Genomic DNA, 20,229 nt, shown 5'->3' on the forward strand with positions numbered 1-20,229 from the left:
TCGTAGTACATGCAGGAGGCGGTCGGAGGAGACCGCCGGGACGAGGGAGTCGTGTCATGCCGCGGTACCTGATTTCGTTCAACGAGGGCGCGATGGACCACATCCCCGCCGAGGACTGGCCCGACGTCGGCAAGGCCTCGCACGCGGTGGTCGAGGAGGCAGTGAACGCGGGCGTGTGGGTGTTCGGCGGCGGACTGGAGAGGCAGCAGGCCAGCATCGTGGCCACGGACGGAACGGTCACCGACGGTCCGTACCCGGAGACCAGGGAGGTCGTCGGCGGGTTCTCGGTCGTCGACGTGCCCACCCGCGAGGACGCGCTGGCGTGGGCTGCCAGGATCGCCGCCTCGTGCCGGTGTGCGCAGGACGTCCGGGAGCTCATGCCCGATCCCGAGACGGACGCGATGATCCGCGAGGCCGACAGCCGGGTACGCCGGCCCGACGGAGTCTGATCGAGAACCCGCGTGACCCGCTACGACGGCACGTCAGGCGACGCCCGCGACGGGCCCGTACACCGGACCGATCAGGCGTCGTGTCCATTGCGCGACGAACGGATCGAGCCTGCGGCCTGCGGATTTAGCCTGATTTGGTGATGTCGATGGCTGGCGCGGGCGTACGCGTCCGGCTGCTCGGCCCGGTGGAGGTGGTTGCCGCCGACGGCCCGCAGGCGGTGAACGGGTTGCGCCGCAAGGCGGTACTGGCGACGTTGGCGCTGCACGCGGGCCGGGTCGTGAGCGTCGACCGGCTCATCGACGTGGTCTGGGGCGAGCGGATGCCGGCCACCGCGGAGAACACGCTCCAGCGCCACGTCTCCTACCTGCGTGGGGTGCTCGGCGAGCCCGGATCGATAGTGGCGCGTCGGCCCGGTTACGTGCTCAACACCGGGCCGGAGTCCACGGACGTCCAGGTCGCCGAGCACCTCCTGGAACTGGCCCGCCGCGCGACGGACCGGGCCGAGCAGGTGACCCACTTGACGGAGGCGGTGGCACTGTGGCGCGGCCCGCCGCTGGCCGACGTGGCCGGGTCCGCCTGGCTCGAGGAGCAGGCCGAGCACCTGGCACGCCTGCGGTTGGAGGCCGAACGCGCGCTCGCCGAGGCCCGGCTGTCGGTCGGTGAACACGCCCGGCTCGTCCCCGGGTTGGAACGCCTCGTCCGGCAGCATCCCTTCGACGAGCACCTGCACGCGCAGCTGATGCTCGCCCTGTACCGGGACGGCCGGCAGGGCGAGGCGGTCACCACGTACCGGCGGTTGCGCGCCGCCCTGCGGGACAACCTCGGCATCGACCCCAGTCCGCGGCTACGGGAGCTGGAGCGCGCCATCCTGCGCCAGGACACCGCGATCGCCGCGCCCGCGCCCGCGCCAGCGGCGACGGCTCGGCCGGTGGCGGTGGCGGCGCAGTTGCCTCCCGGAGTACCGACGTTCACCGGACGCGACGCGGAACTCGCCACCCTGGACGCGCTCGTCGACTCCGGTGGCGCCGTGGTGGTGTCCGGCACCGCGGGCGTCGGCAAGACCGCGCTCGCCGTGCACTGGGCGCACCGCGCGGCCGCGCGCTTCCCCGACGGCCAGCTCTACGTCAACCTGCGCGGCTTCGACCCGGCGGCCACCCCCACCGAACCGGCGCGAGCGCTGCACGGATTCCTGGAGGCGCTCGGCGTTCCGGCGGCGCGGATGCCCAGCGACGAGGATCTGATGGTGAGCGCGTACCGCACGGCGGTGGCCGGCAAGCGCCTGCTGGTGGTGTTGGACAACGCGCGCGACGCGGAACAGGTCCGACCGCTGCTGCCCGGCTCACCCGACTGCCTGGCGGTCATCACCAGCCGGGACCAGCTCACCCCGCTGGTCGTCACCGAGAGCGCCCAGCCGGTGATCCTGGACCTGCTGAGCCCCGACGAAGCCCGCCACCTGCTGGTCCGCCGGCTCGGGGCGCACCAGGTCGCCGCCGAACCCGCCGCTGCCGACGACATCGCCCACCGTTGCGCGGGGCTGCCCCTCGCGCTGGCCATCGTCGCGGCCCGAGCCGCCACCAACAGGCGTCTCTCCCTGGCCGCCGTGGCCGGTGAGCTGGGCGACCTGAACGCTTTTCACGGCGGCGACGAGGCCACCGACGTCCGGGCGGTGTTCTCCTGGTCGTGCCGAACGCTCAGCCCGCAAGCGGTCCGGCTGTTCCGGCTGCTGAGCCTGCATCCCGGCCCGGACATCTGCGCCCCGGCCGTGGCCAGCCTCGCCGGCGTCGCCCCGGCGGCGACCGGTCCGCTGCTCACCGAGCTGACCAGGGCGAACCTCCTCACCGAGCACACCTACGGGCGGTACGCGTTCCACGACCTGCTGCGCGCGTACGCGGCCAGCCTCGCCGACGACGCGGAGTCACCGGCCGACCGGCGCGACGCCGTGCACCGGCTGCTGGACCACTGCCTGCGCGCGGCACACGCCGCGGACCTCGCACTGCACCCGCACTTCAGCGAGATCAGTCTCCCGCCGCCCCGGCCCGACGTGACGCCGGAGAACCCCAGGAGCAGGTCGGCGGCCACGGCGTGGTTCACCGCCGAGGTCCCCGTCCTGCTCGCCGCCGTCCCGCTCGCGGCGCGGTCCGGCTTCGAGGGGCACGCCTGGCGGCTCGCCTGGGCCATGGCCGGCTTCCTGCACCGGCAGGGGCACTGGCAGGACTGGCTCGGTACGCAGCGGATCGCTCTCGCCGCCGCGTCCCGCGTCGGCGATCGGGCCGGGCAGGGCCACGCCCACCGCAGCCTCGGCCTCGCCTGCTCCCGGCTCCGGCGGTACGACGAGGCCGACGACCACCTGCGGCGCGCGCTCGACCTGTTCACCGCTGTCGGTGACGACGCCGGGCGGGCACACACCTGCCTCAACCTCGGTCAGCTGGCCGAGCGGCAGGGGCGGCACCAGCAGGCGCTCAGCCACTCCCGGCGGGCGCTGACGCTGTTCCGGCGGGCCGGGAACCGTGCCGGGCAGGGGTACACCCTCAACGCGGTGGGTTGGCAGGAAGGGCTGCTCGGCAACCACCACCGGGCCCTCACGTCGTGCGGCGAGGCGCTGCGGGTGTTGCAGGAGGTGGACGACGTGCAGGGACAGGCCGACACGTGGGACAGCCTCGGCCACGCCCATCACCAGCTCGGCGACGACCGGCGGGCGGTCGCCTGCTACGAGCACGCACTCGAACTCTTCGCGCAGGTCCACGACCGGTACGCGGTAGCGAGCACGTACGTCAATCTGGGCGGCAGCCACCGGGCGCTCGCCGACCTGGGCGCCGCCCGTGCCGCGTGGCGCCGCGCCCTGAGCATCCTCGACGACCTCGGCGACGCCGACGCCGACTCGCTGCGTGCCGACCTCGAACAGCTCGACGGCACCCGGCTGTCCTGACGCCCCGCGCTTTCAGCGCGGTTTCCGGGCCGTTTCAGCCCGGCCCGGCACTCTTCGGGCACCAGTTTCCCTCGCCAGGAATGGAGCATCCGATGAGTCGATCGGCACGTAACCTCGCGGTGGTGGGGGTGGTCGGCGCGATGGCGCTGGCCACATCCTCCCCAGCCGTGGCCCGGACCGACAAGCCGCCGACCAGAGGGGGCGACTGTCTGGTCCAGTACCTCGACGACCGCGGCGGGATCGTCCGCACCGAGACCGAACCCGAGGGTCGGGAGCACGGTCAGTTCCGCTGCGTCGCCGGGCAGTGGACGTTCGCCTGGGCCCCGTACGAGGCGGACGACATGATCGTGGCCGACGAGCTCTGGCTCGACCCGTCCGGCACCGTCTCGGTCCGACGGTTCACCGGTCCCGCGCTCGGCAACGACCTCACACTGCGCGAGATCACCGCCATCGCCCAGGCCGTCACCGGCAGCGGCGAGGTGCTGATCGACCGCGCGATCGTGGCGGTCGACGACGGAAAGGAACGCACCCCGGAGCAGGTCGAGGCGCTGCTGGCCGGCAAGGACACCACAGGCGTACGCGTGCTGAAGACCATCGACAAGCCGGATCCCGCCGCGTCGACGAAGGACATCATCGACGAGGCCGGCGGCACCCCCGAGTCCACAGTCGTCTACTTCAGCATCCTGGGCGCGATCAGGTCGGCGCTCGCGTGGGTCGCGGACACGATCAGCGACATCGGTGAGTGGATCGGCGAGCACTGTGACTGGGGGCCCTCTCCCAGCGGCCTGGGCGTGGTGGTCACATGTCGCTGGTAGCCCGTACGACCCCGACAGCTCTGCGGGACGTCATCAGGCGCGTCACCATCGTCACCGCGGCACTGGTCGTCGCGCTGGTGGCCTCGTACGCTCCCTCGCACGCCGCCGACGACGCGGCCCGGCAGACGGTCACCGACCAGCCCGGCGCTCCGGGAATCATGTTTCAACGGTTCGAGGAGATGACCGGCCAACCCGTCGGCGACCTGGACACGGTGCTGGCCGTCGACACCGGAGGCCGGACCCTCACCGCCGACCAACTCGAAGCGCTCGTCGCCGGCAAAGAGGTCGACGGCGTCACGGTCCTGGGGGCGATGTCCGGCGGCCGGGACGTCCTCGACACGACCATGGCCGACCTCGCGGACGGCGTGTACGACGGCAGGGGTGACAGTGGGACCGCGACGTCCTCCCTGCTCTTCGCCTCGTCCACGCCGGAGGGCCGGGAGTGGTGCCTGACCATGTGCATGGCCTCGGGCAAGTCCTTCTGGGAGTGCGTCCTGTCGCGTCGCGGCGACCAGACGCTCACCCTCGACCTCGGCGGCGACACCACTGTGGGCGGGATGAAGGCTGCCTTCGAGAAGGCCAACGGCGTCGCCGCCGAGGGCCCGTACGCCGTCGACACGTTGACCGGCGACGGCGAACCGTCGGCGCAGGAGATCGAGACGCTGCTCGCCGGCAGGGACGTCGGCTCGCTGCGCCGGGTGGCGAGCGTGCCGGGGCCGGACGCCGGGTGGGCGCTCGGCGACGTCGCCGAGAAGTCGGGCGTCCCCTATGTGAAGACGAGGATCCACATCTTCACTGTCGGGCTGCCACTCGTCGGGAAGGTCCTCGTGGTCTGCGTCTCGCACAACGACGGGAAGACCTGGAAGTGCTCGGCCCGCCCGTGGGGTGGGTTCTAGCTGTCGACGAGTCCGCTCCGCGTCGACCGGTCGGTCGAGGCGGAGCGGGATCGGCGCGTCACGGCGCGGTAGGGGTTGCGGCTCAGGTCTCGCTCAACGCGCCGGCCACGGCCTGCCGGAGGGTCGCCGGTGGGCGGCCGAGCAGCCGGGTCAGGTCCTCGGTCTGCCGTTCCAGCGCCCCGGACCGGGCCAGGCCCATCAGGAAGCCCATCGGCCCCGGCGTCTCGTCGGCGGCCTCGTGATAGTCGACAATCTTCCCGGTGGCGTCGCTCAGGACCTCGGCGAGCTGTGGGTACGTCCACAAGGGGCCGGTCAGGTCGTAGCCACGACCCAGGTACGCGTCGTCGGTCAGCACGCGCACCGCCGCCGCGGCGAGGTCCGTGCGGAGTGCGGTGTTGAGCCCACGCCCGCCGGTGCCACTGGTGAGCGTCCCGGACGCGGCGGCGGCACGCAGGCCGGCGTTGAGGAACGCCTCGCTGTAGAACGGGTTCCGCAGCATCGCGTACGCGATCCCGCTCTCGATGATCGCCCGTTCGGTGGCGTGGTGGGCGGCGTTCATTCCCGAGCCGTCGCGGTCGGCGCCCAGGAAACTGGTGTAGGCGATCGCGCGTACGCCGTTGGCGGTGGCTGCCTCCAGCGCGGCCAGATGGTGCCCGACCCGGCGGTCCGGAGCCAGCTCGGGCGAGGAGATCAGCAGCAGCCGCTCCGCGTCGCGAAACGCCGAGCCGAGGCTCGCGGGATCGTCGTAGTCGCCGTGCCGCACGGCAACGCCGAGCGCGGCCAGTTCGGCGGCGCGCGCGGGTTGGCGTACCACCGCGACGACCCGATCGGCGGGGACCCGCGTCAGGAGTTGCCGGACGACGAGCCGGCCGAGTGCTCCGGAGGCAGCGGAGACGACGATCACGTGGTTCCTTCCCACCCTGGTGTTGATCAGGCCGGTGTCAGGAAACACCCCGCTGCCGGATCGTGCCACCGATTTCGAGGCCTCACACAGTCGCCAGCCGCGCCGGGTCGAGCCGGGCGAGGCGGGCCGCGTCCCGGCCCGGCGGCAGCCCGAACAGTCGTCGGTACTCGCGGCTGAACTGCGACGCGCTCTCGTAGCCGACCGCGAACCCGACGGCCGCCACGTCACCTGGATCGGCCAGCAGCCGGGCCCGCGCCTCCTGCAGGCGCACCATCTTCTGGAACTGGATCGGTGTCATCGTCGTGATCGCCCGGAAGTGGCGGTGCAGCGAGGTCACGCTCATCCCGGCCACGCGCGCCACGTCCTCGACGCGGAACAGGTCGGCGTGGTGCTCGCGGATCCACCGGATCGCCCGCTCGATCTGGACGACGTTGCCGTCGCCCACCCCGATCTGGCGGACCGTCCCGCCCTGTTCGCTGGTCAGCAACCGCCAGACGAGTTCGCGCTCCACACCCGCCCAGAGCACGCGCTGGTCGTCGGGGCGGTCGAGCAGCCGCAGCAGCCGCACCACCGCGTCGAGCAGGTCGTCGTCGGCGGTGCTGACCGCGATGCCGGCCGCCGGCTCGCCGGTGGCCGGGGGCGCGTCCAACAGCAGGTCCGCGATCAGCGACGGCCGCAGCGCGAGGCCCAGCACCAGGTACGGCTCGGCGCGGCTGGCCTGGCTGACGTGGCTGATCACCGGCAGCTCCATGGAGGCGACGATGAACTGCCCGACGCCGTACGAGAAGACACCGTCGCCCAGCACCGCGTACTTCGCGCCCTGCGCGACAAGCGCGAAGAGTGGCGCGGTCTGGGCCGGCATCGGCTCGGTGGGCGTGTCGGTGCGGTGCAGGACGAGACCGCCGGGCGTGGGCCGGCCGGCGTGGCGCAGCACCAGGTCGCGGATCTCCGGCAGAGCGGTCATGGGCCCATCCTGCCGAGAATGGCAGGATCAGGCAATGCGCTGGCAGTATCGACCTACGGGGTCGGCGGTTTCCGGGTGTGTACTGGGCGCATGCCACTCGATCACTTTGTCACGCTGGGCCGCTCCGGCCTGCGCATCAGCCCGTACACGCTGGGTGCCATGACCTTCGGCGAGGACCACGGCTGGGGCGCCCCGGTCGACGAGTCGGAGGCGATGATCAGCGAGTACCTGGAACGTGGCGGCAACTCCATCGACACCGCAAACATCTACACCAACGGTCACTCCGAGAAGATCATCGGTGACTACCTGGCCGCCCGGCCCGGCCTGCGCGACCGGATCATTCTCGGCTCGAAGTTCTTCGGCAACCTCTTCCCGGGCGACCCCAACGGCGGCGGCGCCGGGCGCAAGGCGGTGGTCGCCCAGGCCGAGGAGTCGCTGCGCCGGCTGCGCACCGACCACCTGGACATCTACTGGCTGCACAACTGGGACCGTGGCGTACCGGTCGAGGAGACGCTGCGCGCCCTGGACGACCTCGTCACGGCCGGCAAGATCCGCTACGTGGGCCTGTCCGACCTGCCCGCGTGGAAGGCCGCCGAGGCGCAGGTCGTCGCGCACTTCCGGGGCTGGACGCCGGCGATCGGGATGCAGTTGGAGTACTCGCTGCTCGAACGGACTGTCGAGGGGGAGCTCATCCCGATGGCGGGCGAGCACGGTCTCGGCGTCCTGCCGTGGAGTCCGCTCAAGAGCGGTTGGCTCTCCGGCAAGTACGTGCGCGGCGCCAGCGACATCGACACGACCCGCGCCGCACTGGTGGGCGGCCCGAGCGAGCGCGACTGGCAGGTGATCGACGTGTTGCACGAGGTCGCGGCCGACGCCGGCGTGACACCGGCGGCGGTGGCGCTGGCCTGGATCGGCGCCCGACCGGGTGTGTCGTCGGTGCTGATCGGGGCGCGGCGTCTCGACCAACTGAAGGCGAACCTGGCCGCGGTGGACGTGCGGTTGTCGCCGGAGCAGACCGCACGGCTCGACGAGGTGTCGGCACCGGCTCTCAACTTCCCGGCCGACAACAACCGGTACCTCGCGCCGAGGCTCGCCTTCGCCGGCGCGACTGTGGACGGCCAGCCCAGCCCGCCGTCGCCCTTCCTCGGCAACGGCGTCCGGTACTGAACACCCGCACGCGCGGTCCAGGACATCCGGCGGGTGGACGCCACCGGTCACCATGACGGCATGGGTAAGTGGCAACGCCCGTACTCTCTCGACGCCACGACCGGCTTCGCGATGCTGGGGCTGGTGGGGGTGGCCGCCGCCGTCTCGTTACTCGTGATCGCGTACGTGCGCGGGTGGCCGATGCCGGTGCCGACCCCGGTCGCGATCCTTTTCGGGGCGTGGATGGCCATCTGCCTCGCCGTCGCCGTACGGCAGGCGATGCTCGGGGTCTACGTCAGCGCGGCCGGCGTCCGGTCCCGGACGCTACTGCGCACGACAACGGTTCCGTGGGCATCGGTGGCGTCCATCCACAGCGGCATCGCCACCATCGCGGGACTGGACATGGGTCGCTCCGCGATCATCATCGAGCGAACCGACGGGGTCGCGGTCCAGACCGCGCTCCAGCGCGGTGACCTGCTGCGGCCGTTCACGTTCCGGCCCGAACTGGGACGGCTGGCCACCTGGCCGGAGCACTACGACGAGATCCTGACGACACTGCGGGCACACCAGCGCGACGCGCAGCCCCGAGATGCCGCGCAGGCCGATGGGCCGGCGCGGCAGTCCACCGCCGGTGCCGCCACGGGACGCCGGTCCGCGGGGGTTGGCCGGTCCGTGACCAACCGTGGCGGCCCGACGGCTGAGCAGCGACGGGACGTCCACGCGCTGACCCGGCAGCACCAGCGGGGCGCGCTCACCGACGCCGAGTTCGCCGCCGCGCTGGCCAGGATTCAGGGCCCCGACGCCGGCTAGCGGGTGAGCCTGGCCAATGACCGCGCCAGCCGGGATGCGAGGCTGACGGGTGTGCCGTCCCTACTCGCGCGTCGCGTGTACGAAGCCTGTCACCTGACCGGATCGTTCCGGCTGCGATCCGGTCAGGTGAGCCCCGACTACTTCGACAAGTATCTGTTCGAGGGGCAGCCCGCTCTGTTGCGCGACGTGGCCGAGGCGATGGTCGCCCTGCTGCCCGGGTGCGACGTGCTGGCCGGGATGGAGATGGGCGGCATACCGATCGCCACGGTCATGTCACAGATGACCGGGCTGCCGACGGTCTTCGTCCGCAAGCAGGCCAAGGAGTACGGCACCCGCAAGGCGGCCGAGGGTGGCCCGGTGGACGGCAGGCGCGTCGTGGTGATCGAGGACGTGGTCACGACGGGCGGGGCGCTACTGGCGTCGTGCCGGCAACTGCGCGCGGGCGGCGCGGTGATCGACACCGTGGTGTGCGCGATCGACCGTGAGCAGGGCGGGCGGCAGAACCTCGCCGCCGAGGGGCTGGGGTTGCGCGCCGCCCTCAGTCGACACGATCTGGAACGTTCCGCGTCGGCCTGACCGCCTCCCGCTCCGCTACGGGGTAGCGCAGGCTGTACCGCAGGAGGGCAGCAGGAGGGATCGTCCCGGAATCGGAATCCTTGAACCATTGATGGAGTCAAGCGAGTCCGATACCGAGGAGCCCGTCATGCCCCTGCAAGAGCGCACGTCCGCCCGCCGTCGCCGGACCCTGCGGGCGGCCGCCGGGACGCTGGCCGCCGTCGCCGTCCTGACCGGCCCTCCGGCGTTCGCCGCGGCCGAATCCGGTCGGCCCGCCGGCCCACGCGACGCCGTGCAGCGGCAACTGGACCGGCTGGTCAGCGAGGACGGCTTTCCCGGCGTGCTCGCCTCGGTGCGGGGAGCCGACGGACGCGTCCACGACTACACCGCCGGCGTGCGCGACCTCCGCTCGCACGCTCCGGTTCCCCGCGACGGCCAGGTCCGCATCGGCAGCAACACCAAGACCTTCACCGCCGTGGTCGTCCTGCAACTGGTGGGGGAGGGCCGCATCGACCTCGACGCCACTGTCGAGCACTACCTGCCCGGCGTCGTACGGGGCAACGGCAACGACGGCGGAGCGATCACCGTACGCCAGCTGCTGCAGCAGACGAGCGGCCTGCCCGACTACGACGACGTGCTGTTCACGCAGCCGCAGGACCTGATCGACAAGAGTCACTCGTACTACCAGCCGCGCCGGCTGGTGGACGCCGCGCTCACGAACGCCCCGCACTTCGCGCCCGGGGTGAAGTGGGAGTACAGCAACACCAACTACGTCCTCGCGGGGCTCATCGTCGAGCAGGTCACCGAACGTCCCATCGGCGAGGAGATCACCGACCGTGTCATCGGGCCGCTCGGTCTGCGCGACACGTACTGGCCGGGCGTGGGGGAGCAGCGCCTTCGGGGCACGCACCCCCACGGCTACGTCGCGGTGGCCCCGGGCGCTGCGTGGGTGGACGTCACCGACATGGACCCGTCCCTGGGCTGGGCCGCCGGCCAACTGGTCTCGACCCCGGACGAGCTGCGGACCTTCTTCGAGGCGCTCGTCGGTGGCCGGCTGCTCAAGCCCGCGCAGCAGGCGGCCATGATGACGACAGTGCCCGCGCCCGGCTTCGAACCGTCCGGCGAGTACGAGTACGGGCTGGGCATCGCCCGGCACGAGCTGCCCTGCGGCGGCGACGCCTGGGGCCACGGCGGCGACATCCAGGGCTTCGAGACCCGCAACCTCGTCACCGAGGACGGCCGCGGCGCCGTCGTCGCCGTGACCGGTCTGCCGACCGGTGAGCAGATGCTCGCCGACGTGAACGGCAGCGTCGACGCGGCGCTGTGCACCGTCCACTGAGGCGGCGGCACCTGTTGCTCCAACCGCGCCCCGCGGACCGGATCACCGGTCTGCGGGGCGCTGCCCGTGTGACGCGTGGGTTCGGGGACCGACCCGTTCTCCTGACAGCGAGGTCACGACAGGGTCGCGGCGGTCTCCGTCCGGCTGGCGGTGACGCGGCGGCGGCGCACCGGGTACGGGATGGGGTGGGTGATGCTCCACGCGGCGCCCCGGCACACGACCTCCTTGTAGCGGGCCGCCAGCCGTCCGGTGAGCAGGGACGGCTTGGCCCGGTCGTCGGCGGTCACGTACTGGATGATGCCGTCGCGGCGGCCGAGGCTGATGCACTGGTTGAAGTAGCCCAGCGGGGCCTTCGGGATCTTCACCTGACCGGTCAGGCGCGCGGCGATGGCGTCGGCGGCCTGCCAGGCCATCGGGCCTCCCGAGGCGCAGGACATCCGCAGGGGCTTGCCGCCCGGCCCGGCGGCGAGTGCGGCGTCGCCGACGGCGTACACGTCGGGGTGCGAGACGGAGCGCATGGTGTCGTCGACGACGATCTGCCCGCTGGCCGCGACCGTCAGGGTCGTGGCGGCGGCGAGGGGGTGGACGGCGAAGCCGGCCGTCCACACGGTCACCTGGGCTGGGATCGTCCGACCGTCGACGGTGACGACGCCGGTCGCCTCCACCCGGGCGATGTCGGTGTGCTCGTGGACGGTGATGCCGAGCCGGGCCGTGACGCCCCGCAGGTGCTGTCGTGCCTTTCCGGTGAGCCAGTCACCGAGGCTGCCGCGGGTGGCGAGCGCGACGTCGAGGTCGGGCCGGGCCTCGGCGATCTCGGTGGCCGCTTCGAGGCCGGTGAGGCCCCCGCCGACGACGAGCACCGTCGCGCCGGCCGCGAGCTGGCCGAGGCGGTCACGCAACCGCAGCGCCGACGGCCGGCCGGCGACGTCGTACGCGTGCTCGGCGACACCGGGCACGCCGTGGTCGGCGGCGGCGCTGCCGAGGGCGTACACGAGGGTGTCGTAGGCGATCTCGTCGGCGCCGCTCTCGTCGGTCAGCGCGACAGTCCTGCGGTCGACGTCGACGGCGGTGACCCGGGCCCGTCGCACCCGCACGCCGGTGCCCGCGTACACCTGGCTCAGCTCGCGGCGCTTGAGGTCCTGGCCGGTGGCGAGCTGGTGCATGCGGACCCGCTCGACGAAGTCGGCCTCGGCGTTGACGACGGTGATCTCGATGTCGTCGGGGTGCAGTCGCCGGGCGAGACGCCCGGCGGCGATCGCTCCGGCGTATCCGGCTCCGAGGACGACGATGCGGTGCTTCATGGCGGCACTCCTGTCTCGGTGATGGTCGCTTCCTGAACCGGACGGCGACGCGATTGCTGACAGGAGGTGGCTATGACCTGGGTCACCAGACGTGCAGGAGCGGTTCCGAGTGCTCGGTGGTGGACCACTGGCGCGTGACGCGTTCGAGCTTGTCGGGGTTCACCTGGATGCGGATGGCCGCGACACCGTCGGGTGTCACCTCCAGGGACATGACGCCGACGACCTGGTCACCGGTCACCACGACCACCGCCGGGCCGCCGTTGACGACCTCGGCGTAGAGGGCCGGGCTGCCGCTGACCAGGTTCCGCTTGGCGTCGCTGGGCCGGAACAGGCCCCGCAGGAACTTCGCCACCGCCAGCGCGCCGCTGATCGGCGTGGTCCGGGCCGGGATCTTGCCGCCGCCGTCGCCGACGCTTGTCGCGTCGTCGGTGAGCAGCGCCACCAGCCGCTGGACCTCGCCGTTGTTGGCCGCCATGAGGAACTCGGTGACGATCTTGCGCGCGGCGGCGCTGTCGACCTCCGCGCGGGCCCGGTCGGCGGTGACGTGCTGCCGGGCACGCCGGTAGATCTGCTGGCAGTTCGACTCGCTGACGCCGAGGATCTCGGCGATCTCACCGTGCGGGTAGCCGAACGCCTCGCGCAGCACGTACACCGCGCGCTCGTTGGGCGACAGCCGCTCCAGCAGGGTGAGCACCGCCATGGAGACCGATTCGCGCTGCTCGACGGTGTCGACCGGGCCGAGCATCCGGTCCCCGGCGAGCACCGGCTCGGGAAGCCACGTCCCCACGTACGTCTCCCGCCGGGCGCGCGCCGAGGTGAGCTGGTTGAGGCACAGGTTGGTGAGCACCCTCGTCAGCCACGCCTCGGGCGTCTCGACGTGCTCCCGGTCGGCGGACTGCCAGCGCAGGAACGTGTCCTGGACCGCGTCCTCGGCGTCGCTGGCCGAGCCCAGCAGCCGGTAGGCGATCGCCTCCAGGCGGCCCCTGGAGCGCTCGAACACCTCGACCTCATCCGGACGCAGCGGCATGGCTCGACAGTAGCCGCGTCCGTCGCGCGGCCCGCCGAGCAGTGGGCGAGGCGCGGCGGGCGGTCGGAACCTGCGGTTCAGCAGGCGGACCGCAGGTGATTGTTCCGGTACCACGAGCAGATCTTCGACACGCCTGGCTTCTGCGCCAGCTGGCGGCGCAGTTGATCCTGCCCGTCGGCCGACAGACCGGGGGTGAACTCGACGAAGCTGATCGGCCCCCCGTCGCCGTCGTCGTACCGGGTGTGCACGCCGACCACGCTCACGTCTCCCGGCCCGACGAGGTCGGTCACCTCGGTGTCCGCGTCGGTGTGGACGACGAAGCCGACCGGCGGGGACGTCAGCGAGTCGTGCACCGCTCCCGCTGACGCCACGACCGGGACGACCACCAGCGCCGCGCCGACGAGCACCGACAGCCGGGCCCGCCACGGCGACCGCCGCGGGTCCGCGGTGGTGGCCAGCAGGACCAGCATCGCCGGCAGGAGCCCGGCCGGCACCGGCCCGCAGGCCAGGACGAGCAACGAGACACCCACCGCCAGGCAGGCGTACGTGAACTGCCGCCCCCGCGTGACGAACAACGGGACCGCGGTCAGCGCGACCGCGACCCACCCGAACCGGAAACGCAGGGTGTCGCCCCCGGTCTGGTACGCCCAGCCGAGAAGGACCACGGAAGCCACCAGCGCGGCCACCACCAGGAGGCGCTGCCACGCGTGCACCCGGTGTACCGCCGACGTCTGGGTCATCGTCACGGCGGCAGTGTGCCAGCCCGGGGCAACGAGGCGCTTCGCCCTTGCGCCCACGGACGCTGTCGTATCGTGCGGACATGACACACCCGGTGTGGGCGGACGCCGACGCGTACGAGGCGTACGTGGGTCGGTGGAGCCGCCTGGTCGCGGCCGACTTCGTACGCGGACTGGCCGTGGCACCCGGGCGGCACTGGCTGGACGTGGGCTGCGGCACCGGCGCGTTGACCGCGACGGTCCTCGCCGAGGCCGATCCCGCCCGGATCACCGGCATCGACCCCTCGGCGGGTTTCGTCGCCCAGGCGCGTGCCCGCGTCCAGGACGCGCGGGCGAGCTTCCACGTCGGTGACGCCCGCGCGCTGCCGGTGCCCGACCGCGCCGTCGACGTGGTGGTCAGCGGGCTGACGCTCAACTTCGTGCCCGAGCCGGCGCGGGCGGTCGCCGAGTTCGCCCGGGTCGTCCGGCCGGCGGGGGCGGTGTCCGCGTACGTGTGGGACTACACGGAGGGCATGGCGATGATGCGGCACTTCTGGGCCGCCGTCGCCCACCTCGACCCGGGTGCGGCGGGGCGGGACGAGGCGAGCCGGTTCAGCATGTGCCGGCCGGAACCGTTGCGAGACCTGTGGGTGGACGCCGGCCTGCGGGACGTGTCGGTCCGGCCGGTGGACGTGCCGACGGTGTTCGCCGACTTCGACGACTACTGGCGGCCGTTCCTCGGCGGGCAGGGCAGCGCCCCGTCGTACGTCACCTCGCTGGGTGAGCCGCAACGGGCGGCGTTGCGGGACCTGTTGGCGGCCCGGCTGCCGATCGAGCCGGACGGCTCGATCCGGCTTACCGCGCGGGCCTGGGCCGTGGCGGGCACGGCGCCGTAGCAGGGACGGCTCGGGCCGGTTGCCGGAGGCCGGCGCGACAGGCGAAGGACACCACCTGTCGTCCGCTCGCGGCACGCCGGTAGCCCAGCACCACCCGTCGGACGCATGGCCCGACACCAGGGCGATTGTCGCTAACCGGACAAGACGGTAAAGCCCCTGGTAGAGCACGCTTAGGGCAGGCGAGGAGGCGGACGGATGTCGGGCCACATCCCAGTCCTCCGGCCCATCGCGGACAGCATCGTCCACGTCGGTGCCGCCCTCGCCCAGCCCGACCCCGCCACGGCGGGCACGGCACAGCCGCCGGCCCGACCACACGTACGGCGCGGTCGCCCACACCGCCGCGGGTGCCCGCGGCGGTGGCCATCGCCCACCGCCGGCGCCGCCGTCCACCGGTCGCGCCGCCGCTCCCGTGCTCCACCAGCCTTCCCGCATCGTGGATCTCGCCTGGTCCGGCGTCGCTCACCCGCGCGTCCGCCCCGGCGACCTCATCAGAGAGGCAGTGACATGGCGGCTCCTACCGCGACCGCAGCCCTGAACGCGTCCGTCTTCGCACCGGGCGACCAGATGCTGCTGACCGTCACGTACTCCGACGCCGACACCAAACCGCTCACCGTCACCATCGTGGTCACCGACGCGCAGGGCAACAGCAGCGCGCCGGTCAAGGTCACCGCGGTCATCGACCCGCTGACCGTGACCGTCAGCGACAACTCCGGGCGTACCTGGTCCCGGGTCTCCGACAACGGCTCGGTCGCCGTGTACCGGGCGGTGGCGTGATGCCCCGGGTCACCGTCCAGGTCCGCGACGCGGCCGGCAACACCGCGACGGCCGGCGTCGACTACAGCCTGCGCCAACCGGTCCTCGGCGGCTACTACCTGTCCGGCGGCGCCGACCCCACGGCCGACATGGCCGGCGGCAACTTCCGCTCGCTGACCCAGTACCGCAGCTTCGCCGACGGGTACGTCTTTCCCGGCTACAACCGGCCATGGCTCATCAACCTGGGCAAGGCCGGGGTGCAGATCAACATGGTCCTGGAGCTGAAGCACTACGGCGCTGGCGACGCCGGGCCGCAGACCTTCACGGTGGACGGCGTCAGCTACACCGTGCCGGCACCGTCGATGACCATCCAGCAGCGACCCGGCACCACCTGGCCGAAGGCGTACGGGTACACCCAGGTGCTCAACGGTCAGTGCGACGGGTTGTTCGCCCGTGCCCTGTCCCAGTACCGGACGCTCGGTTTCGGAGTGAACATCCAGCTCGCGTCCGAGTTGGACACGGACCACGAGTTCGGCACGACCGAGGCGGGCAAGGCGTACACCTGGGCCGAGTCCGACGCGCGGGCGGTGCAGGCCATGACCTACATCGTCACCTGGTTCAAGGCCCGCACGTTGCCGGCCGGGACGACCTTCTCGGTCGGGTTGGGCGGCTTCGACCGGGCGTGCTTCCAGCGCACCCACCCGGAGTCGCTGATGTCGCGGCTGGACTACCTGCAGTGGAACGCCTACGCGACAGCTGTCGGCCAGACCGCGCTGGCCCGCTTCCGCCGGACGAAGGACTGGGCGGTCGCGGATCTCGGCCCGGTGGCGCTGTCCCGACCGGTGATCATCGCGGAGTACGGGGTGCGGTCGGCCGAGATCCCGGACCAGGCGGCCTGGATCGCTACAGTTCCCGCGGCGATCGCCCAGCTCAACGCCGAGCGTGGACCCCGTATCGCGCGAACCAACTACTTCAACTCCGGGTGGGGCACGCTGTCGCCGAAGTCGGCCGGGTTGGCCGCGCTGCGCACCGCGTACGCCACCCGGCCGTACGTCTGACGCGGGCCCGGAGCCGGCGGTACGGTCGACCCGGCCGTCCACCGTTCGCAGTGGGCCCGGCACGCCGTCCGCCGGCCAGCGCTCACGCCCCCTGCGGCGGGCCGGCCTGCTCCGCCAGCCAGCGCCAGTCGTGCCAGGTGGCGAGCCGGTTCGCGTACAACGTCTCGGCGAGACGGTACGGGTACGGCCCGAGGAACAGGCGCAACGGCGGCTCGGCGGAGTCGACGAGTTGCAGGATGACGCCGGCGGTCAGCGCCGGATCGTCTGGCGTACGCGTGGACGCCCCGGCGCGGCGTGCCTGTCGTACCGGCTCGTACGCCTCGATCGGCTCGGTGTGCGCGGCCGAGTCCCCGGACCAGTCGGTGCCGTACGGGCCCGGCTCCACGATCGTCACCGTCACCCCGAGCGGGGCGAGTTCGGCCGACAGGGCCTCGCTGAGCCCTTCCAATGCCCACTTCGACGCGTTGTAGAGCCCCAGGGTGGGGAAGGCGCCGATGCCCCCGATGCTGGAAACCTGGAGGAGGTGGCCGGTGCCCTGCGCCCGCAGCACCGGCAGGGCGGCCTGGGTCACCCAGAGCGCGCCGAAGAAGTTCGTCTCCAGTTGCGCGCGGGCCTGCTGCTCGGTCGTCTCCTCGACCATGCCGAACAGCCCGTAACCCGCGTTGTTGACGACGACGTCGAGCCGGCCGAACGCCGCCGCGGCCCGGGACACCGCGTCGAACACGGCCGGGCGGTCGGTCACGTCCAGGGTCAGCGGCAGGACCCGGTCCCCGTACGCCCCGGTCAGATTCTCAAGCGTCCGGAGGTCCCGTGCCGTGGCGGCGACCTGATCGCCGCGTTCGAGTGCGGCCTCGGCCCAGATGCGGCCGAAACCGCGGGACGCGCCGGTGATGAACCATGTCTTCATGACTCGACCCTGCGCCAGCGGACGCCGGCCTGCCAGCACCCTGACGGGGCTAGGCTGGCGGGAATGAACGGCGAGAACGCGCTGGGCGACTTCCTGAAGGCGCGTCGCGGGCGGGTCCGGCCGGGCGAGGCGGGGGTGACCTCGTTCGGGCGCCGACGCGTACCAGGACTACGCCGTGACGAACTGGCTCGTCTCGCGGGCGTCAGCCAGCATTATCTGACCCGCCTGGAACAGGGCACGGACCGCAACCCGTCGCCGCAGGTGCTGAACGCCCTGGCGAGCGCGTTGCAGTTGAACGAGGACGAGCGGGCACATCTCACCGCGCTGGCCACCCCCGCGCCGCCAGCGCGCGAGCACGCCGCGGCCTCCGACGCCGTGCAGCAGCTCATCGACTCGTTCGGCCAGACGCCCGCGTACGTCCGCGACCGCCGCTTCGACGTGCTGGCGGCGAACAAGCTCGCCATGGCGCTGTCCCCGCTCTACACACCCGGTCAGAACCTGGTCCGCGGCATGTTCCGCGACCCCACGGTGCGCACGCTGTTCCCCGACTGGGCCCAGATCGCCGCGCAGAGCGTCGCCGCGCTCCGGGCCGAAGCCGACCCGCGCGACCCCGCGACGACCGACCTCATCGCCGAGCTGCTGGCCGACGGCCGTTTCCGCGACGTCTGGACCGCGCACGACGTCCGGCCGACACGCGACGAGGTCAAGCGATTCCACCACCCCGTCGTCGGGCCGCTCACCCTCCGGCGGGAGACGCTTGCCGTCGCCGGCGCCGACGGTCAGGTGATCATCGCCTACCAGGCGGCGCCGGAGACACCCTCGGCGTACGCCCTGGCCAGGCTGCTCTGAGGTCCGGGGCGTCGGGCCGCGCCTCAGCCCTGGCCGAACCGCTGGGCGTACGTGTCGCGCAGCTCGGCCCAGCCGAAGTCCTTGGCCTCGGCGCCCCGGATCGGGCCTACCGGGTCGCCGTCGAGCAGCTTCTCGGCCACGTCGAGGCAGAGGTGCCAGCCGGCCGCGACCATCGGCAGCATGCCCCGGTCGGCGACGGTGTGCCGCAGGGTGAGCCGGGTGCCGGCGCCCACGGGAGTCAGCTCCCAGCGCAGCAGGTCGTCACCCCAGGTGTATTCGAGCAGGTGGGGCGGCTCGGCCCGGCGTACCGTCGCCGGTTGCTCCGCGGTGGTCTCGCCGTCGATGAGGGTGAGCACGGCGGCGCCGGGGTCGCCGAGGTTCCGGTCGGCGAGGAACGGGGCCCACTGGGCGAGCTGTGCCGGCTCGGTCAGCGCCGCCCACACGGTGGCCGGCGGGTGCCGCAGGTCACGGACGAAGACCAGGACGGCGCCGCCGTCGGTGGGCTCGGCGCGCACCTCGGCGGGTGGGCTCGGGCGGAACGCGTCGCGGTTCATTCACTGCTCCTGACTGTCGAGGTGTCGTTCGAGGGCGTCCAGGTGCCGCGTCCAGAGCCGGCGGTACGGGTCGAGCCAGCCGTCCACCGCCCGCAGCGGGCCCGGCTCGAGGCGGTAGATCCGTTGCCGGGCCGCGGTCCGGCAGGTGACGAAGCCGGCCTCGCGCAGCACCCGCAGGTGCTTGGACACGGCCGGCTGGCTGACCCCGAGCCCGTCGACCAGCTCGCCCACACTGCGGTCGGTGTCGCGGAGCGCATCGAGGATCCGTCGCCGGGTGGGCTCGGCGAGGACGGTGAAGGCGTCGGTGGACACCAGGCCAATATGCCTCAAGCGTTATATGACCGTCAAGGAATATGACCGGGCCGCCCGTCCGGACGCGGTCCGCCGATCGGCTCCCTATGCTCGGACGCATGGAACTGCGGATCTTCACCGAGCCCCAGCAGGGTGCCACCTACGACCAGTTGCTCGCGGTGGCCCGCCGCGCCGAGGACGCCGGTTTCGGCGCGTTCTTCCGGTCCGACCACTACCTCAAGATGGGCGGGGTGAGCGGCGATCCCGGCCCCACCGACGCGTGGACCACCCTGGCCGGCCTGGCCCGGGACACCAGCCGCATCCGGCTCGGCACGCTGATGACCGCAGCGACCTTCCGGCTCCCCGGCCCGCTGGCGATCACCGTGGCGCAGGTCGACCAGATGAGCGGCGGCCGGGTGGAGCTGGGCATCGGCACCGGCTGGTACGCCGACGAACACACCGCGTACGGCATTCCGTTCCCGGCCCTGGGCGAGCGGTTCGACCGGCTCGAGGAGCAGCTCGCGGTCATCACCGGTTTGTGGTCCACCCCGGACGGGCAGCGGTTCAGCCACGACGGCCGGTACTACCCGGTCAGCGACTCCCCGGCCCTGCCCAAGCCGGTGCAGCAGCCCCGCCCGCCGATCCTGCTCGGCGGCATGGGTCCGAAGCGCACGCCCCGGCTGGCCGCCCGCTACGCCGACGAGTTCAACCTGCCGTTCGCCTCGCCTGCGGACTCGGCCGCGCAGTTCGAGCGGGTCCGCGCGGCGTGCGCCGAGATCGGTCGGGACCCGGGCGACCTGGTCTGGTCCAACGCCCTGGTGCTGTGCTGCGGGCGCGACGACGCCGAGGTGGCCCGCCGGGCCGCCGCCATCGGCCGCGAGCCGGACGAGCTGCGGGCCAACGGTCTCGCCGGCACGCCCGACGAGGTCCTGGACACCATCGGCCGGTACGCGAAGATCGGCAGCCAGCGGCTCTACCTCCAGGTGCTCGACCTGACCGACCTGGACCACCTCGACCTGGTCGCCACCGAGGTGATGGCGAACCTTTGAGCCCGGCAACCCGACCGCCGGCC

General features: G+C 72.5%; 21 protein-coding genes. 13 read left to right on the forward strand and 8 right to left on the reverse strand.

Going from position 1 to position 20,229, the window contains the following annotated elements; translation table 11 throughout:
• Positions 1–56 precede the first annotated feature (56 nt).
• From AB0B39_RS20510 to AB0B39_RS20525, 4 genes are all read left to right on the forward strand, one after another.
• The gene (locus AB0B39_RS20510; RefSeq protein ID WP_357575069.1) at positions 57–449 is read left to right on the forward strand and encodes a YciI family protein; all 393 of its coding nucleotides are present in this window, start codon (positions 57–59) and stop codon (positions 447–449) included.
• Positions 450–589: 140 nt separating this feature from the next.
• Entirely contained in the window at positions 590–3,376 is a 2,787-nt protein-coding gene (locus AB0B39_RS20515; RefSeq protein WP_357575211.1) for a BTAD domain-containing putative transcriptional regulator, read from the forward strand.
• 92 nt (positions 3,377–3,468) lie between these two features.
• Positions 3,469–4,191 carry a hypothetical protein gene (locus AB0B39_RS20520; RefSeq protein ID WP_357575070.1) on the forward strand — a complete coding sequence of 241 codons (723 nt, stop codon included), beginning with the start codon at positions 3,469–3,471 and terminating at the stop codon, positions 4,189–4,191.
• A complete protein-coding gene (locus tag AB0B39_RS20525; RefSeq protein WP_357575071.1) occupies positions 4,179–5,087 on the forward strand; it encodes a hypothetical protein in 909 nt (302 codons plus the stop codon). Before AB0B39_RS20520 ends, AB0B39_RS20525 begins: the two co-directional genes overlap by 13 nt.
• An 82-nt stretch (positions 5,088–5,169) precedes the next feature.
• Here AB0B39_RS20525 and AB0B39_RS20530 read toward each other — a convergent pair whose 3' ends face one another.
• Both AB0B39_RS20530 and AB0B39_RS20535 read right to left on the reverse strand, forming a co-directional pair.
• Positions 5,170–5,991: an NAD(P)H-binding protein gene (locus tag AB0B39_RS20530; RefSeq protein ID WP_357575072.1), complete on the reverse strand. Its 822-nt coding sequence runs from the start codon at positions 5,989–5,991 to the stop codon at positions 5,170–5,172.
• Between the two features lie 82 nt (positions 5,992–6,073).
• The gene (locus tag AB0B39_RS20535; protein ID WP_357496388.1) at positions 6,074–6,955 is read right to left on the reverse strand and encodes an AraC family transcriptional regulator; all 882 of its coding nucleotides are present in this window, start codon (positions 6,953–6,955) and stop codon (positions 6,074–6,076) included.
• A 90-nt stretch (positions 6,956–7,045) separates the two neighbouring features.
• Here AB0B39_RS20535 and AB0B39_RS20540 point away from each other — a divergent pair, with 90 nt between their 5' ends.
• From AB0B39_RS20540 to AB0B39_RS20555, 4 genes are all read left to right on the forward strand, one after another.
• Positions 7,046–8,122, forward strand: coding sequence for an aldo/keto reductase (locus AB0B39_RS20540; RefSeq protein WP_357496390.1), 1,077 nt, complete (start codon positions 7,046–7,048; stop codon positions 8,120–8,122).
• A gap of 60 nt (positions 8,123–8,182) precedes the next feature.
• The gene (locus AB0B39_RS20545) at positions 8,183–8,911 is read left to right on the forward strand and encodes a hypothetical protein (protein ID WP_357575073.1); all 729 of its coding nucleotides are present in this window, start codon (positions 8,183–8,185) and stop codon (positions 8,909–8,911) included.
• A gap of 51 nt (positions 8,912–8,962) precedes the next feature.
• Positions 8,963–9,487, forward strand: coding sequence for an orotate phosphoribosyltransferase (pyrE, locus tag AB0B39_RS20550; protein ID WP_357575074.1), 525 nt, complete (start codon positions 8,963–8,965; stop codon positions 9,485–9,487).
• Between the two features lie 127 nt (positions 9,488–9,614).
• Positions 9,615–10,805 carry a serine hydrolase domain-containing protein gene (locus AB0B39_RS20555; protein WP_357575075.1) on the forward strand — a complete coding sequence of 397 codons (1,191 nt, stop codon included), beginning with the start codon at positions 9,615–9,617 and terminating at the stop codon, positions 10,803–10,805.
• A 113-nt stretch (positions 10,806–10,918) separates the two neighbouring features.
• On the opposite strand, the gene AB0B39_RS20560 is transcribed toward AB0B39_RS20555, so the two are convergent.
• The 3 genes from AB0B39_RS20560 to AB0B39_RS20570 form a co-directional block, all read right to left on the reverse strand.
• Entirely contained in the window at positions 10,919–12,106 is a 1,188-nt protein-coding gene (locus AB0B39_RS20560) for an FAD-dependent oxidoreductase (RefSeq protein WP_357496398.1), read from the reverse strand.
• An 82-nt stretch (positions 12,107–12,188) separates the two neighbouring features.
• Positions 12,189–13,133, reverse strand: a complete 945-nt coding sequence (locus AB0B39_RS20565) for an RNA polymerase sigma-70 factor (protein ID WP_234584410.1) — start codon at positions 13,131–13,133, stop codon at positions 12,189–12,191.
• A gap of 77 nt (positions 13,134–13,210) precedes the next feature.
• Positions 13,211–13,879, reverse strand: coding sequence for a hypothetical protein (locus tag AB0B39_RS20570; RefSeq protein WP_357575076.1), 669 nt, complete (start codon positions 13,877–13,879; stop codon positions 13,211–13,213).
• 74 nt (positions 13,880–13,953) lie between these two features.
• Between AB0B39_RS20570 and AB0B39_RS20575 the strand changes: the two genes are divergently transcribed.
• The 3 genes from AB0B39_RS20575 (at position 13,954) to AB0B39_RS20585 (ending at position 16,556) form a co-directional block, all read left to right on the forward strand.
• Positions 13,954–14,745 carry a methyltransferase domain-containing protein gene (locus AB0B39_RS20575; RefSeq protein WP_357575077.1) on the forward strand — a complete coding sequence of 264 codons (792 nt, stop codon included), beginning with the start codon at positions 13,954–13,956 and terminating at the stop codon, positions 14,743–14,745.
• Between the two features lie 504 nt (positions 14,746–15,249).
• Positions 15,250–15,519, forward strand: coding sequence for a hypothetical protein (locus AB0B39_RS20580; RefSeq protein ID WP_234584413.1), 270 nt, complete (start codon positions 15,250–15,252; stop codon positions 15,517–15,519).
• Positions 15,519–16,556 (forward strand): hypothetical protein, encoded by a 1,038-nt coding sequence (locus tag AB0B39_RS20585; protein ID WP_357496405.1) that lies wholly within the window; start codon positions 15,519–15,521, stop codon positions 16,554–16,556. The genes AB0B39_RS20580 and AB0B39_RS20585 overlap by 1 nt, the downstream gene beginning before the upstream one ends.
• 82 nt (positions 16,557–16,638) lie before the next feature.
• Here the strand turns inward: AB0B39_RS20585 and AB0B39_RS20590 are convergent, their stop codons facing one another.
• Positions 16,639–17,463, reverse strand: a complete 825-nt coding sequence (locus AB0B39_RS20590) for an SDR family oxidoreductase (RefSeq protein ID WP_357575078.1) — start codon at positions 17,461–17,463, stop codon at positions 16,639–16,641.
• A gap of 63 nt (positions 17,464–17,526) precedes the next feature.
• Between AB0B39_RS20590 and AB0B39_RS20595 the strand changes: the two genes are divergently transcribed.
• Entirely contained in the window at positions 17,527–18,312 is a 786-nt protein-coding gene (locus AB0B39_RS20595; protein ID WP_357496409.1) for a helix-turn-helix transcriptional regulator, read from the forward strand.
• Between the two features lie 23 nt (positions 18,313–18,335).
• Here AB0B39_RS20595 and AB0B39_RS20600 read toward each other — a convergent pair whose 3' ends face one another.
• Both AB0B39_RS20600 and AB0B39_RS20605 read right to left on the reverse strand, forming a co-directional pair.
• Positions 18,336–18,866 carry an SRPBCC family protein gene (locus AB0B39_RS20600; RefSeq protein WP_357496411.1) on the reverse strand — a complete coding sequence of 177 codons (531 nt, stop codon included), beginning with the start codon at positions 18,864–18,866 and terminating at the stop codon, positions 18,336–18,338.
• A complete protein-coding gene (locus AB0B39_RS20605; RefSeq protein WP_357496413.1) occupies positions 18,867–19,178 on the reverse strand; it encodes a metalloregulator ArsR/SmtB family transcription factor in 312 nt (103 codons plus the stop codon). It abuts the gene before it with no gap.
• A 98-nt stretch (positions 19,179–19,276) separates the two neighbouring features.
• Here AB0B39_RS20605 and AB0B39_RS20610 point away from each other — a divergent pair, with 98 nt between their 5' ends.
• Positions 19,277–20,206: an LLM class F420-dependent oxidoreductase gene (locus AB0B39_RS20610; RefSeq protein ID WP_357575079.1), complete on the forward strand. Its 930-nt coding sequence runs from the start codon at positions 19,277–19,279 to the stop codon at positions 20,204–20,206.
• The last annotated feature ends 23 nt before the right edge of the window (positions 20,207–20,229 follow it).

It is taken from the genome of Micromonospora sp. NPDC049114, assembly GCF_040648635.1.
In the GTDB taxonomy this organism is placed as follows: Bacteria; Actinomycetota; Actinomycetes; order Mycobacteriales; family Micromonosporaceae; genus Micromonospora.

Excerpts from the sequence above, each read along its gene's own strand:
- AB0B39_RS20575 (WP_357575077.1), top strand. The coding sequence starts at position 13,954 with ATGACACACCCGGTGTGGGCGGACGCCGACGCGTACGAGGCGTACGTG.
- AB0B39_RS20585 (WP_357496405.1), top strand. The coding sequence starts at position 15,519 with ATGCCCCGGGTCACCGTCCAGGTCCGCGACGCGGCCGGCAACACCGCG.
- AB0B39_RS20545 (WP_357575073.1), top strand. The coding sequence starts at position 8,183 with ATGGGTAAGTGGCAACGCCCGTACTCTCTCGACGCCACGACCGGCTTC.
- AB0B39_RS20510 (WP_357575069.1), top strand. The coding sequence starts at position 57 with ATGCCGCGGTACCTGATTTCGTTCAACGAGGGCGCGATGGACCACATC.
- AB0B39_RS20540 (WP_357496390.1), top strand. The coding sequence starts at position 7,046 with ATGCCACTCGATCACTTTGTCACGCTGGGCCGCTCCGGCCTGCGCATC.
- AB0B39_RS20560 (WP_357496398.1), bottom strand. The coding sequence starts at position 12,106 with ATGAAGCACCGCATCGTCGTCCTCGGAGCCGGATACGCCGGAGCGATC.
- AB0B39_RS20520 (WP_357575070.1), top strand. The coding sequence starts at position 3,469 with ATGAGTCGATCGGCACGTAACCTCGCGGTGGTGGGGGTGGTCGGCGCG.
- AB0B39_RS20590 (WP_357575078.1), bottom strand. The coding sequence starts at position 17,463 with ATGAAGACATGGTTCATCACCGGCGCGTCCCGCGGTTTCGGCCGCATC.
- AB0B39_RS20565 (WP_234584410.1), bottom strand. The coding sequence starts at position 13,133 with ATGCCGCTGCGTCCGGATGAGGTCGAGGTGTTCGAGCGCTCCAGGGGC.
- AB0B39_RS20610 (WP_357575079.1), top strand. The coding sequence starts at position 19,277 with ATGGAACTGCGGATCTTCACCGAGCCCCAGCAGGGTGCCACCTACGAC.
- AB0B39_RS20595 (WP_357496409.1), top strand. The coding sequence starts at position 17,527 with ATGAACGGCGAGAACGCGCTGGGCGACTTCCTGAAGGCGCGTCGCGGG.
- AB0B39_RS20555 (WP_357575075.1), top strand. The coding sequence starts at position 9,615 with ATGCCCCTGCAAGAGCGCACGTCCGCCCGCCGTCGCCGGACCCTGCGG.
- AB0B39_RS20580 (WP_234584413.1), top strand. The coding sequence starts at position 15,250 with ATGGCGGCTCCTACCGCGACCGCAGCCCTGAACGCGTCCGTCTTCGCA.
- AB0B39_RS20515 (WP_357575211.1), top strand. The coding sequence starts at position 590 with ATGTCGATGGCTGGCGCGGGCGTACGCGTCCGGCTGCTCGGCCCGGTG.
- AB0B39_RS20600 (WP_357496411.1), bottom strand. The coding sequence starts at position 18,866 with ATGAACCGCGACGCGTTCCGCCCGAGCCCACCCGCCGAGGTGCGCGCC.
- AB0B39_RS20535 (WP_357496388.1), bottom strand. The coding sequence starts at position 6,955 with ATGACCGCTCTGCCGGAGATCCGCGACCTGGTGCTGCGCCACGCCGGC.
- AB0B39_RS20525 (WP_357575071.1), top strand. The coding sequence starts at position 4,179 with ATGTCGCTGGTAGCCCGTACGACCCCGACAGCTCTGCGGGACGTCATC.